General features: G+C 73.7%; 10 protein-coding genes. 4 read left to right on the forward strand and 6 right to left on the reverse strand.

The features are described 5' to 3' along the window. Positions 1-202 precede the first annotated feature (202 nt). The gene (locus IF04_RS0126955; protein ID WP_030263276.1) at positions 203-943 is read right to left on the reverse strand and encodes an SDR family NAD(P)-dependent oxidoreductase; all 741 of its coding nucleotides are present in this window, start codon (positions 941-943) and stop codon (positions 203-205) included. A gap of 314 nt (positions 944-1,257) precedes the next feature. Here IF04_RS0126955 and IF04_RS0126960 point away from each other — a divergent pair, with 314 nt between their 5' ends. From IF04_RS0126960 to IF04_RS0126970, 3 genes are read left to right on the forward strand one after another with little or no spacing between them, the layout of a single operon-like run. Further along, positions 1,258-2,757: a sodium:solute symporter family protein gene (locus IF04_RS0126960; protein WP_157847711.1), complete on the forward strand. Its 1,500-nt coding sequence runs from the start codon at positions 1,258-1,260 to the stop codon at positions 2,755-2,757. A 25-nt stretch (positions 2,758-2,782) separates the two neighbouring features. Beyond that, the gene (locus IF04_RS0126965; protein WP_030263280.1) at positions 2,783-3,418 is read left to right on the forward strand and encodes a sigma-70 family RNA polymerase sigma factor; all 636 of its coding nucleotides are present in this window, start codon (positions 2,783-2,785) and stop codon (positions 3,416-3,418) included. Then, positions 3,415-3,720, forward strand: coding sequence for a hypothetical protein (locus IF04_RS0126970; protein ID WP_030263283.1), 306 nt, complete (start codon positions 3,415-3,417; stop codon positions 3,718-3,720). The genes IF04_RS0126965 and IF04_RS0126970 overlap by 4 nt, the downstream gene beginning before the upstream one ends. A 34-nt stretch (positions 3,721-3,754) precedes the next feature. On the opposite strand, the gene IF04_RS0126975 is transcribed toward IF04_RS0126970, so the two are convergent. The 3 genes from IF04_RS0126975 to IF04_RS0126985 form a co-directional block, all read right to left on the reverse strand. Beyond that, positions 3,755-5,521 carry an FAD-dependent oxidoreductase gene (locus tag IF04_RS0126975; protein ID WP_030263287.1) on the reverse strand — a complete coding sequence of 589 codons (1,767 nt, stop codon included), beginning with the start codon at positions 5,519-5,521 and terminating at the stop codon, positions 3,755-3,757. Further along, a complete protein-coding gene (locus IF04_RS0126980) occupies positions 5,522-7,471 on the reverse strand; it encodes a maleylacetate reductase and hydroxyquinol 1,2-dioxygenase domain-containing protein (protein WP_030263291.1) in 1,950 nt (649 codons plus the stop codon). It lies immediately after the preceding gene. 118 nt (positions 7,472-7,589) lie between these two features. After that, entirely contained in the window at positions 7,590-8,468 is an 879-nt protein-coding gene (locus tag IF04_RS0126985; protein ID WP_030263294.1) for a helix-turn-helix domain-containing protein, read from the reverse strand. A 432-nt stretch (positions 8,469-8,900) separates the two neighbouring features. Here IF04_RS0126985 and IF04_RS0126990 point away from each other — a divergent pair, with 432 nt between their 5' ends. Beyond that, positions 8,901-9,362, forward strand: a complete 462-nt coding sequence (locus IF04_RS0126990) for a GNAT family N-acetyltransferase (protein ID WP_157847712.1) — start codon at positions 8,901-8,903, stop codon at positions 9,360-9,362. On the opposite strand, the gene IF04_RS0126995 is transcribed toward IF04_RS0126990, so the two are convergent. Then, positions 9,295-12,066 carry a molybdopterin-dependent oxidoreductase gene (locus IF04_RS0126995; RefSeq protein ID WP_030263302.1) on the reverse strand — a complete coding sequence of 924 codons (2,772 nt, stop codon included), beginning with the start codon at positions 12,064-12,066 and terminating at the stop codon, positions 9,295-9,297. The two genes, IF04_RS0126990 and IF04_RS0126995, sit on opposite strands and share 68 nt — an antisense overlap. After that, a complete protein-coding gene (locus tag IF04_RS0127000) occupies positions 12,063-12,890 on the reverse strand; it encodes an FAD binding domain-containing protein (RefSeq protein WP_030263305.1) in 828 nt (275 codons plus the stop codon). Before IF04_RS0127000 ends, IF04_RS0126995 begins: the two co-directional genes overlap by 4 nt. Between the last annotated feature and the right edge of the window lie 25 nt (positions 12,891-12,915).

Consider the following 12,915-nt stretch of genomic DNA (forward strand, 5'->3'; position numbering starts at 1 on the left):
GGCGGTGGGCGCCCCATCGCGCCCCCGTGGCCCTCTCACCGTGCGATCGCCGGTGGCTTCCGATCACTAGTTGCGCGGGGAGGGCGATCGGTTTACGGGACTTACGGATGCACCGACGTGACCTGCGCCACTCGGCCGGGTACGCGAACGGGCCGGCCTCCCGAGGAGACCGGCCCGCTGCGCGGTGCGGTGGTGCGGCGGTTCAGACGAGGTGGCGGCCGCCGTCCACCATCAGTACCTCGCCGGTGGTGTAGGCGGCGGTGGCCAGGGCGTGCACCGCCTCGGCGACGTCTTCCGGCGTGCCGACCCTGCGCTGCGGGGTATTGGCGGTGATCCAGTCCCGCGAGCCTTCCCACACCTGCGGCGCCTCGTCGTACCAGGGGGTCTCGACGAGGCCGGGGGCCACGGCGTTGACCCGGACGTCGGGGCCGAGGGTCGCGCCGAGCAGGCGGGTCATGTGGTCGACGGCGGCCTTGCTGACCGCGTACGGCACGGAGCTGCCCATGGCGCGGCTGCCGGAGACGGACGAGATGTTGACGATCGATCCTGCGCCGGTGGCCTTCAGGTGCGGCACGGCGGCGGTGATCACCTGCCAGGTGCCGATGACGTTGACGTCGAGGATGTCGTGCCAGACCTTGGCGTCGACCGCGTCCAGGTCGTCGAGCGGGATGAAGCGGGTGCGCCCGGCGTTGTTGACGAGCACGTCGAGCCGGCCGTACGTCTCGACAGCGGTGTCGACGAGCCGCCGGGCGTCCGCCGGGTCGGCGATGTCGCCCTGGACGTAGACGGCGTCGGGCAGCTGGGCGGCCAGCTCCTCACCGGCCGCCACGGACGAGGCCGAGTTCACGACGATGCGCATCCCCGCGGCCGCCAGGCGGCGGGCGACGGCGGCGCCGATACCCGAGGACGAGCCGGTGATGAGGGCGACACGTTCTTCACTCACACATACCTCCGCATAACGCGATTCGGACGGAACTCGCCTCTTCGGCAGGGGATTTCGGCTCCCTGCCGGTGCGCCGGAAAGACCTTGACGCTCCCGGAGGCGGCCCCTAGAGTACCAAGAAATGGAATCAGGCTTCCACATTGTGGAATATGCGCATGTGGATGCCTGTCACGTGAGGGTGGGGGTCTCTCACGGTCTCCACGCGCGCTCCGCTGACCACGGACCGCCGCGGGAGGGCCCCCGCCCGCACACCGAGGGGGGTCGCCATCAACGCCGCACAGTTCGCTCCGTTCGCACTCGTCGTCTGCGCGGCGGTGCTCACCGGGGCCGTGGGGCGGTCCGCCGGGCCGCCGGCACCGCTGCCGCACCCCGCGGAGTGGGCGCTCGGCGGCCGGCGCCTCACCGCGCTCCCGACGAACCTGCTGCTCGGCGGCACGGTCATCACCGCGTACACCTATGTCGCCATCCCCGGGCTGATGTTCGGCGCCGGCGGCCTCGCGCTCTACGCACTCACCTACCTGCTCCTCCTCACCCCGCTGCTCATGCTGGTGCTCCCCCGGCTGCACCGGGTCGCGGCCCGGCACGGCCTGGTCACCGCGGCCGACTACGTCCGCGCCCGGCACGGCTCGCACACGCTCGCCCTGGCCGTCGCGCTGACCAGCATCCTCGCGACGATGCCGTACCTCGCCCTGCAGGTCATCGGCGTGACCACACTGCTGGACGCGATGGGCCTGCCCGTCGGGGGCGCTGCCTGCGCCGTCGCCCTCGTCGTGGTCCTGCTGTGCTCCGCCGCGCTGATCCACCCGGGCGGGCTGCGGGCCTGCGCCCGTATCGCGCCGGTGAAGGCCGCGCTGTGCGCCGGGGTCCTGATCCTCGTCGCGGTCCTGGCCGTGGCGGAATTCGGCGGCCCGGGCGCGGTGTTCGCCGCCGCCGACCGCCGCCTCGCCGCCCAGGGCCTGTCCCTGGTCGTGCCGCCGGAGTCCGTCACCGCGTACGCCACCCTGGCGCTCGGCTCAGCGCTCGCCCAGCCGATGTATCCGCAGATCGTGACGGCCGCGCTGGCGAGCCGGGGCCGCCGGCCGCTGCGCGCCGCGATCGCGGCCCTGCCGCTGTGGGCGCTCTCCCTGGCCCTCTCCGCGTTCCTCGGCGTCGCCGCGCTGGCCGCGGGTGTGCAGACCCACCCGGGCCACGCCGAACTGGCCGTACCACTGCTGATCCGCAATCTGGTACCCGAGCAGCTGGCCGGCTTCCTGTACGGCGCGCTCGCGGTCGGCGCGCTGCTGCCCGCCGCCGTGATGGCCATCGGCATGGCGGCGCTGCTCGTCCGCAACGTCTACAGCGAGTACCTCAACCCCACGGCCACGCCCAAGCACGAGGTAGGGGTCGCCCGCACCGCCTCGCTCGGCATCACGGCGGGCGCGCTGCTGTTCGCACTGGTCCTGCGGCCGCAGGACGCCGTCAACCTGCATCTGCTGGGTGGCGTCTGGGTGCTGCAGACACTGCCCGCCGTCGCCCTGTCGCTCTTCACCCGCTGGTTCCACCACCGCGCGCTGCTCGCGGGCTGGGCGGCCGGCATGACCGCCGGCACCGCCCTCATCTGCCTGCACGGCTTCTCCTCCGTGGTGGACCTCGGCATCGGCCCGCTGCACGCCCCGGTCTACGTCGCGCTCCCCGCACTCGTACTGAACCTGGCGACCGCCGCCGTCCTCACGCCCGTGCTGGACCGGCTCGGCTCGCCTCGCTGGAAGGACGCCACCACCTGCGGCACGCCCCATGAACGCCGCGGTTCCAAATACACCGTCGTCGTCGACTGACCAGACCGTCCAAGGACGCATCGCCATGCAGCCATCGCCGCTCTCACCGCCCTCGCCGCCCTGCTCACCGCGCGGCACCCTGGTCGGCCCGCCCCCGCCGGGCGGCCCGGGACCCGGGTGCGCACCGCCGGACGGCGCCGCTCCCCTGACGCTCGACCTGCGGGACGCCGACCGGCAGGCGGCCATCGCCCACCTCTTCGACACCCACTACACCCAACTGCTGCGGCTGGCCGTGCTGCTGGGCGCGGACGGGGACGCCGAGGACGTGGTCTCCGAAGCCTTCTACCAACTGCACCGCCGCTGGCCGAAGCTGAAGACGCCGGACGCGGCGGCCGGCTATCTGCGGTCCATCGTCTGCAACCTGACGCGTATGCGCATCCGCCATCTGCGCGTCGCCCGCCGGCACGCCTACCGCGAGGTCGACGAGCACGTCCTCTCCGCCGAGCACCAGGTGCTGCTGCAGGACGACCATCGCGCGCTGCTGGCGGCCCTGCAGACGCTGAGCGCCCGGCAGCGCCAGGCCCTCGTCCTGAAATACTGGCTGGATCTGAAGGAGTCGGAGATCAGTGAGACGATGGGGATCTCCACCGGCGCCGTGAAGTCGCATACAGCACGCGCCATGACGAAGCTGAAGTACGCGCTGAGGAAGGTCGCCCGGTGACGGACGAGGTGGGTACCGAAGCGGTGCCGGACGGGTCCGAGGAATGGCTGCGCCGGGCCCTGGACGACGTCGCCTCCTCGGTGTCCGCGCCGCCGCAGGCGTACCGCAAGGGCCAGGCGGACTGGCGGCGCCGCGCGGTGCGCCGCAAGGCGCTGCTCGGCATCCTGGTGCTGACGGTGGTGGCCGTGGCCTGCGCCATCGGCCTGCTGGTGCTCAGCTGCGGCTCGGCGAGCACGCACGTCATCTACGACGACGCCGGGACGGGAACGGTCGTCGTCCCGTTCCCGCCGGCGTCCTCCTGACCGCACGGTCCCTCAGCGCTCCGTCAGCACTCCCTCAGCGCTGGAGCACCGCCTCCAGGGCCTTGCGCAGCTCGGCGGCGGCCGCCTCCGCGGTGTCCGGAGCCGTGCCGCGGCGCCAGGCGACATAGCCGTCCGGGCGGACCAGCAGACAGCCCGCCTCGTCGGTTCCGCTGCGGCGCCGCCAGTCGCCGTACGCGTCCCGGGCGGCGTCCGAGCCGATGCGTACGGTGGTCAGCGGCACCCCGAGGTCCGCGGCGCAGGCTTCGGCCGCGGCTTCCCACGCCACCCCTGATACGCCGGTGACCAGGGTGAACCTGCCCTTGCCGACGAGGTCGAGGGTGGAGAGGCGGCGGCCGTGCGCGTCCGTCAGCCAGGCGTGCGGCAGCTTCGCGCCGGGGCGGGTGCTCGGCTGGTGGTACAGCTCCCGGTCGCGCGGCCACTCCTCGGCCGGGCTGCCGTCCTCCAGCACGGCGGCGGAGGCGTACCGCTGGTTCAACTCCACGCCGTGTGCGTTGAATTCGTAGTTCTTCAGCTCGATCGCGGCATCCAGCTCGCGTCGTCGGCGCGCGCCTTCCGCGTCGGCCGCCCGGCAGGCGGTCAGCGCGCTCGCGATGCCCTCGTCGTCGGCGCCGCCGCCGATTCCCAGCGCCTGGAAGATCGGGCCGAACTGGTCGCGGCTGAGATTGGCGCGGTCGACGATCTGCTGACCGATGGGGGCGCGTTCGGCGGTGTAGGTGTCGAGCAGGCCCTCGCCCGCCTCGCCGCGCACCACCATCGCCATTTTCCAGGCGAGGTTGTGGGCGTCCTGGACCGAGGTGTTGGAGCCGAGGCCGTTGGACGGCGGGTGGCGGTGCACGGCGTCCCCGGCGCAGAAGACCCGGCCGGTGGAGTAGCGGGTGGCGTAGGTGTGGTTGACGGCCCAGAGCGAGGTGGAGGTGATCTCGACGTCGATCGAGTCGTCGCCGACGAGGTCGTGGACGATCCGGCGGGCCTCTGCCGCATCGACCTCCGGGGGTGCCTCATCGATGTCGTAACCCCAGGTCAGCAGCCACTCGTTCCAGGGGCGCACCATCCGGACCAGGCCCATGCCGATGCCACCGGTCTCGGCGCCGGGGCGCATGACCCAGTACAGGACGCTGGGGCGGTGGGCGACGTGCGCGCTGAGGTCGGCCCGGAAGACGATGTTCATGCTGCCGGCCTTGCCCTCCTGCCCGGCAATCGGCAGCCGGGCCTGCTCGGCGACCCGGCTGCGGGCGCCGTCCGCGCCGATCAGGTAGCGGGCGCGGATGGTGAAGTCATCGCCGCGCAACCGGTCGCGAAGGTGAGCAGTGACACCGTCCTCGTCCTGCTCCAGCCGGACGAACTCGGTGTCGAAGCGGACCTTGGCACCGCGCGCGGCGGCATTGCTCACCAGGATCGGTTCGAGGTACGTCTGCGGCAGGTCGGTCATCGGGCAGGGGCTGGCGGCGGTGTACTCGGTGAGCCGGTCGTCCCCCGTGCCCCAGGTGCGGATGCGGCCGATCTCCTCGCCGGTGAGGGCGGTGCACAGCACGGTGTCGCCCATCAGGTGCTGCGGGGTGCCGGCGGCCAGCGCCTGGTCCTCGATGCCGAGGTCACGCAGGACTTCAAGGGTCCGCTGGTTGGTGATGTGGGCGCGGGGCGTGTTGGCGGTCCAGCCGTACTTGCTGACGAGCGTGGTGCGTATGCCGTACGTGGCGAGCAGCAGCGCGGCGCTGCCGCCGGCGGGCCCGCTGCCGATGACGAGGACGTCGGTGTCGTACGGGGTGGTGGGGTGGGTCATCTACCGGTCTCCGGAGGGGGCTTCGGGGGCTACGGGGGCGAGGCGGAAGGTGTAGTCGAGGGAGCGCCAGGGGCCGTCCGCCGGTCGGCCGTCGGGGGTGGGCCCATGATGCTCGGGGAAGTCGGTGACCAGCGCGTCCTTGACGCCGAAGACGGTGTCGGCATCGATGTACGCGCCGCCCGCGACGAAGAGCTGGGTGACGAGCGTGCGCCGCCCCGGCGCGCTGATCATGAAGTGGACGTGCGGGGCACGGTAGGGGTGCCGGCCGACCGCGGTGAGCATCTGCCCCACCGGCCCGTCGTCGGGGATCGGGTACTCCTTGGGCAGGATCGAGCGGAAGCGGATGCGCCCCTCGCCGTCCGCCCGGAAGCGGGCACGGAGTTGAGGCCCTTCGATGTCGGGCAGCTGGACGTCGTAGTAACCGTCCTCGTTCGCCTGCCAGACATCGGCCACCGCGCCCGCCAGCGGCTGCCCGTCCAGGTCGGTGATCTGCACGGACGCGTACATCGGGGTGCCGGGCAGCCCTTCGGCGAGGTCGGCGCCGTCGGGCAGCGGCGGCGGTCCCTCGACGTAGAAGGGTCCGAGGACGGCGGACGGGGTGCTCTCGGCGGTACGGGAGTTGGTGAGCAGATCGACCGCGCTGGAGATGCCGAGGGTGTCGGAGAGCAGGATGAATTCCTGCCGGGTCGCGGAGCACTGCTGCCCGGTGCGGGTCAGGAAGTCGATCGCGTACCGCCATTCGTCGTCGGTGAGGTCGTTGTCGGCGACGAAGCCGTGCAGGCGGCGGGTGAGATCGGTCAGCAGCTCCCGTACGCGAGCATCGGGCGCCCCCTCGAAACCGGCGGTGACCTGGGCGAGAAGGGTGTGCAGGGAGTCGGCGAGAGGATCGGCGGGGGCCGGGCGGCGGCCCGCGAAGGCGTCGGCGAGGAGCGCCGCGATGCCGTCCTCGGTGACCTCGCGGGGGTTGGGGTAGGGCGTGGCGGTGGCGAGCTCGGCGGCGCGCGGCAGGTCGGCCTCGGAGAGGCCCAGTTCGGCCAGGCTCCCGGGTCCGCCCAGGCTGCGGATCAGGTCGTGTACGGCGGTGGGCGCGTCCGCGGCGCCCAGCGCACGGGCGATACGGCGCATGGCGTCGGGCGCGGCGGGCGCGTTGTAGGCCATGGCGTACGGGAGGACGACGGTGTGCGTGGGGGCGTGCGGCAGGCCGAAGGAGCCGCCGAGGGTGTGACACAGCTTGTGGTGCAGGCCCATGCCGACGCTACCGAGGCAGGTACCGGCCAGCCAGGCCGCCTCCAGCGCGTCGGCGCGGGCCTCCCGGTCGGCGGGATCGACGACGATCCGGGGCAGCGCGTCGGCCATCAACTCGATTGCCCGAAGAGCGAGTTGGTCGGTCACCGGGTCGGCCTCCGGCGCGTACAGCGCCTCGACCGCGTGCGCCATCGCGTTGATGCCGCTGGTGACGGAGACCGGCACCGGCAGGCCGAGGGTCAGGTCGACGTCGTACAGGACCGTGCCGGGCCGGATCTCCGGCGCCGAGCGGGTGGTCTTGACGCCGTTCTCGGTCTCGCCCAGTACGGGTGTGACCTCGGAGCCGGAGTAGGTGGTGGGGACGACGACCTGCGGCAGACCGGTCCGTACGGACACCGCCTTGGCCAGGCCGGTCGTCGAGCCGCCGCCGACGGCGACCAGGCAGTCGGCGGCCAGCTCGCGGGCGGCGGCGACCGCCCGCTCGGTGACGTCGACGGGGGTGTGCATCGCCGCGCCGGTGAACTCCCCGGCCGCCGCGGCGCCCAGGATCTCCCGGGTCCGGCGGGCCAGGTCCGTCCGGCCCGGCGTGGTGAGGATCAGGGCGCGGCCGGCGCCCAGACGGGCCACTTCCTCGGGCAGGCGGCTCAGCGTCCCGGCACCGAAGACCACCCGGGCGGGCTGGCTGGAGTAGGTGAATGCACGCATGACAGCCGAGTATCGCGGCGCCGTGCGCGCTCGCTCCTGCACGATCCCGCTGTCGCGACTGCACGAAAGACGCATTCATCCGGGCAGCGCATTCACACGGGCAGCGCAGGGGATTGCCTCACTCGCCGCGCCGGAGCGCGCCCGGCGTTGTCCCTAGCTGCGCCCGCAGCACCCGCGTCAGATGCTCCTGGTGCGAGAAGCCGCAGCGGGCGGCGACCTCGCTGATCGGCACGGTGGTGGTCCGCAGCAGCCGGGCCGCTTGCTCCACGCGCAGCCGCATGAGGTACCGGTGCGGCGGCAGCCCGGTGCGCGCCTTGAAGCTGCGCGCGAACTGACTGACGCTCAGGTTGGCGGCCGCCGCGAGGTCGGCCAGCGGCAGCGGATCCGCCAGCCGGGCGTCCAGCAGCTCGCGTACGGCAGCGAACTGGCGCTCCGTCAGGCCGCGACGGGTGCGGGTCGCGGGAGGGGTGGAGCGGCGGGTGCTGTGGTGCCGGGCCAGCTGCCCGGCGATCATCACACCGAGCTGGTCGGCGTAGGTGCGGGCGCCCGGCGACCGGTCCCGTACGACGCCCTCCAGCGCGCGGACGAGCTGTTCCAGGAGCTGATCGGTGACCCCGAACTCCTCGACGAGCCGCACCGGGCGGCCCTCCCCGGCCGCCGCCTGCAGCGCCTCGTCCGCCAGGTAGACGTGCACGGTGTCCAGCCGGCCGCCCAGCTCGACGTCCAGTTCGGTGTCGGCCGGGTGCAGGAAGAGCCCGCCGGGCAGGATGCGCCGGGCCGCAGTGAGGCCGCGCCGGCCGCGGCTGACCGTGACCGGGCCGTCCAGGTGCAGGATCAGCAGATGGCTGGGTGCCCCGTCGAAAGCTTCCCGGTAGGGCAGTTCACGCTGGCTGGAGAGGTAGAGATGCTCCCAGCCCAGGCCCGCGCTGGTCCGCTCCGGCCGGACCCACGGCCGGTCCAGGATCCCGTGGGTGTCCTGCAGCCCGAGTTCGGCCATCCTCTCCCGTCCTCCCACCCTCCCGCCTGCGTACCGGTTCACAGGCGGCGTTCTGGTACCGCCCCTCCCCCACCTCCCCCATGTTCGCAGGCGGCGTACCGTTTCCGCCCCCTCCTCCCCCATGGGGGTGCACGAGGTCCCCTTCTCAACACAGTACCCGGGGGTACTGACAACGCCGGTGCGCCAACTGACAACGCCGGTGCGCCAATGGCCCACTGCAGTGCTCCAACGGCCCACCGACAACGCCGACAACGCCGACACCCCAGCGCCTCACCCATACAGGGGCACCGCCCCACCCATACAAGGGCACCGCCCCACCGAGAAGGACACCGCCCCAACGGCCCGTGGACGCGCGTACTCTACAAGCCTGTAGAAGGCGGCGCCGGTGACCGGGACCGACCCCGGCCGCCGCGTCCCGGGCGGGAGGTACGCATGGCGGCACCGCGAGTGCCCGGGCGACGGGCACGGTTACGGGTGCTTCCCGGTCCGCGCGGCGGTCCCGTGCCGGACGCCGCCGACGTCGTCTTCCGGCCGGCCGGGCCCGTGGTGCCGGCCGGGCGCCGGGCGATCGTGATGTGCGACGCGGCGGGACGGGTCGTGGGGCGGCTGGAGTACCAGCTCTGCCACGCGTGCCGGCGCGGCTACCTCCGCAACATCGCCGTGGCCGAGCGGTGGCGGGGCCGGGGCCTGGCCCGCGAGGCGCTGCACCGGGCGATCGCCCCGGCCCTGGACTACCGCTGGTACACCTCCCGGCAGACCGCCGACGGCCGCCGGTTCTTCGCGGCGATGGCCGAGGAGACCGCCCTCGCCTTCCCCGCACCCTTCCTCAGGCGCGGCGCCCGCTGTCCGCACATGACGTCCCGTCGAGCACACGCCACACCCGGTCGCGGGTGAGCGGGAGTTCCGTGCAGCGCACGCCGGTCGCGTCCCGCACCGCGTTGGCCAGGGCCGGCGCGACCGGGTTGAACGGGCCCTCGCTCATCGACTTCGCGCCGAGCGGCCCGATGGTGTCGGCCACCGCCGCGAAGTGCACTTCCGTACGGGGTACGTCGGCGAAGGCGGGCACCCGGTAGCGGCGGAAGGTGTCGGTGGTGACGGCGCCGCGCCCGTCGATGTGTACCTGTTCCAGGAGCGTGGCGCCCAGGGCCTGCGCCACGCCGCCCTCGACCTGGCCTCGGCACTGCATCGGGTTGATCACCGTGCCTGCGTCGGCGGCGTGCACGCTGCGCAGGACGCGGATCTCGCCGGTGCCGGGGTCGACGGCGACCCGGAACCACTGGACGTTGAAGGCGACCGAGCGCGGGGTGCCGCCGGCCCGTCCGTCGGCGGCCGGTTCCTGCCCGGCGGCGCGGGCCGCGGCGTACAGCGCGGCGAGGGACACCCGGCGGTCCCCGGCCACCACCGCGTCGTCCGTGAGGCGGCAGTCGGCCGGCTCGGCGCCCAGGTGCCGGGCGGCGCGGGCGCGGAGCGCGGCGGCCAGCGCCCGGGCGGCGTGCAGGACGGCCCGGCCGCCGACGACGGTGCCGGTGGAGCCGAAGGTGCCGGTGTCGTGCGGGACGAGGCCGGTGTCGGCCTGGCGTACGGTGACGCGCGCGGCGGTGGTGGTGGCCAGCTCGGCGGCGGCGAGCTGGCGCAGGACGGTGGTGGTGCCGTTGCCGCACTCCGCGGTGCCGACGGAGAGCGTGTAGGTGCCGTCGGCGGTCAGCGCGGCCCGTGCGGTGGCGAGGTGGCCGCCGGGCGGTGCGGTGGCCAGCATCGAGACGGCGACGCCCTCGCCCATCTGCCAGCCGTCCGGAGTCGGTGCGGCGGGTTCGGCCCGGGCCCGGCGCACGATGTCCAGGCACTGGTCGAGGCCGTAGCCGGCGAGGTGCAGGTCCGCCTCCTCGCCGAGCGGGCCGATGAGGGGTTCGCCGGGGCCGATGACGTTCTTCTCGCGCAGTGCGAGCGGGTCGAGGCCGAGCCGGCGGGCCAGTTCGTCCAGGGCCGACTCGATGGCGAAGACGACCTGGCCGAGGCCGTAGCCGCGGTACGCGCCCGCGGGGACGGTGTGGGTGTAGACCGCGAAGCCGTCGGCCCGCTTGGCCGGGCAGCGGTAGAGCGCGAGCGACTCGCCGCAGGCGCGGCGGAGGACGCTCGGGCCGTGGTTGCCGTACGCGCCGGTGTCGGCGACGACGCGCACCTGGAGGGCGGTGAGGGTGCCGTCGCGGCGGGCGCCGGCCCGCACGCGGACGGTGAACGGGTGCCGGGTCGTCGTGCCGTGGAACTGCTCGGACCGGGTGAACTCCAGCTTCACCGGGCGGCGCAGCCGCAGCGCGGCGAGCGCGACGATGTCCTCGGCCAGCATCTCCTGCTTGCCGCCGAAGCCGCCGCCGACCCGGCCCGCGACGACCCGGACGGCGTCGGGCGGCAGGCCGAAGAGGGTGCACAGGGCGCGGCGGGTGAGGAACGGGGTCTGGGTACTGGAGCGGACGACCAGCCGCTGGCCATCGGCCGTACCGTCGATGTTTTCGGTGGCCTCGAACCAGGCGACCGCGCCGTGCGTCTCCAGGCTGGCGTGCTGGACGCGCTGGGTGCGGAAGGTCTCCTCGTACACCGCGTCGGCGGCGGCGAAACCGGCCGCGACGTCGCCGGTCCCGCCATGCACCTCCCCCGCGACGTTGTGCGCGGGCCGGGAGATCCGCGCCTCCCGCGCGTCCTTGTCGTGCACGACGGGTGCGCCGGGCCGCATGGCCTCCTCCGGGTCGAGGACGGCGGGCAGTACCTCGTACGTCACCTCGATGCGGCGGCAGCCCTCCTCGGCCGCCGCCTCGGTGTCGGCGACGACGGCGGCGACCCGCTGGCCGACGTGGCGCACGGTGTCGTCCAGGAGGCGGGTGTCGGCCGGGTCCTCCTCGGGGTGTTCGTGGCGGGCGCTGGAGTAGTGGCAGGTGGGTGCGTCGTGGTGAGTGAGGACGGCGTGCACGCCGGGGACGCGCAGGGCTGCGGCGGTGTCGAGGGCGGTGATCCGGGCGTGCGCGTGGGGCGAGCGCAGCAGTTTCATGTGCAGCAGTCCGGGCACGTCGAGGTCGAAGGTGTAGTGGGCGGTGCCGGTGACGATCGCGGGGCCTGCCGGGTCGGGGAGGTTGTGGCCCACCGTCTGCCCGGCGCCCGGCTCCTCGGTGTGCCGTACGCCGCGCAGCGCGTCCTCGACGGCGCGGTAGCCGGTGCAGCGGCAGAGGTTGCCCTTCAGGGCGCGCGGCAGGTCGGCGAGCTGCTCGTCGTCCAGCGCCGCCGCGGTCATCAGGAAGCCGGCCGTGCAGAAGCCGCACTGGAAGCCCTGCGCGTCGAGGAATTGCTGTTGTACGGGGTGGAGTCGGCCGTCCGGGGCGGCGAGTCCCTCGACGGTGGTGACGGTGCGTCCGGCGGCGCGGAAGGCGGGGTAGAGGCAGCTGTGCACGGGCCGGCCGTCGATGTGGACGGTGCAGGCGCCGCAGTCGCCCGCGTCGCAGCCCTTCTTCACGCCGAACCAGCCGCGTTCGCGCAGGTAGGTGCGGAGGCACTGGCCGGGGCGCGGCGCGGTGTCGTACGGCCGGCCGTTGATGCGGATGCCGAAGGTCACGGGTGGCCGGTCCTCTCGTCCAGTTCCCGCCGGGCCTCCTCGGCCAGCCGGAAGGTCATGTGCCGTCGCCAGTCGGGCAGTCCGTGCGGGTCGTCGCACCAGTCGCCGTCGCGTACCGCGCTGCCGAGCGCGTCCCGCAGTACCGCCGCGTCCGGCAGCGCCGGGAACCGCAGCCGTACCGGCCGTACGGTCGCGGCGGTGACTGTCAGCGTGCAGGAAGCGTCGGCCGGGTCGAGGGTGGCGACGACCAGCGCGCCGGAGCGGCCCAGTCGGGACAGGGAGGCCTGCCGGAATGCGGTACGGCGGTGCAGCGCGCGGGCGGGGAGCGTCACCGAGCGCAGCAGTTCGCCCGCGCCGAGTACCTGTTCCCCGGCTCCGGTGATGAACTCGGTGACCGGGACCCGGCGGAGGATTCCGGCCTGCGACCGGAGCAGGCAGCTGCCGTCGAGGGCGGCGGCGAGGGCGGTCATGGGGCCGGCTGGCAGGGCGGTGCAGAGGTTGCCGCCGACGGTGGCGAGGTGCCAGATCTTGAACGAGGCGAGGAAGGCGCGGCAGCACTGCTCGACGAGCGGGGCCGCGGGCGCGTCCAGCGTCCGGCCGTACCTGGAGAGCTCGGCGATGGTGCAGGTCGCAGCGATCTCCAGCGCACCGTCCGGCAGCCGGCCGACCGGCCGCCAGCCCATCCGGCCGAGGTCCACCAGCCGCCGCACGTGCGGCTGCGGCTCGGAGAACAGGAATGTGCCGCCGGCCAGCCAGGCGTCGCCCGGCCGCCAGGGGAAGCGCTCCCGGGCGTCCCGTACCTCGGTCACCGTGTTCAGATCCATGTCACCGCCGGACCGGAGCGAACTT

This window comes from Streptomyces violens (genome assembly GCF_000717745.1).
Lineage (GTDB): Bacteria > Actinomycetota > Actinomycetes > Streptomycetales > Streptomycetaceae > Streptomyces > Streptomyces violens.

Bases quoted from the DNA above. Each gene is read 5' to 3' on its own strand.
- IF04_RS0126965 (WP_030263280.1), top strand. From the start codon at position 2,783: ATGCAGCCATCGCCGCTCTCACCGCCCTCGCCGCCCTGCTCACCGCGC.
- IF04_RS0126975 (WP_030263287.1), bottom strand. From the start codon at position 5,521: ATGACCCACCCCACCACCCCGTACGACACCGACGTCCTCGTCATCGGC.
- IF04_RS0126980 (WP_030263291.1), bottom strand. From the start codon at position 7,471: ATGCGTGCATTCACCTACTCCAGCCAGCCCGCCCGGGTGGTCTTCGGT.
- IF04_RS0126985 (WP_030263294.1), bottom strand. From the start codon at position 8,468: ATGGCCGAACTCGGGCTGCAGGACACCCACGGGATCCTGGACCGGCCG.
- IF04_RS0126990 (WP_157847712.1), top strand. From the start codon at position 8,901: ATGGCGGCACCGCGAGTGCCCGGGCGACGGGCACGGTTACGGGTGCTT.
- IF04_RS0127000 (WP_030263305.1), bottom strand. From the start codon at position 12,890: ATGGATCTGAACACGGTGACCGAGGTACGGGACGCCCGGGAGCGCTTC.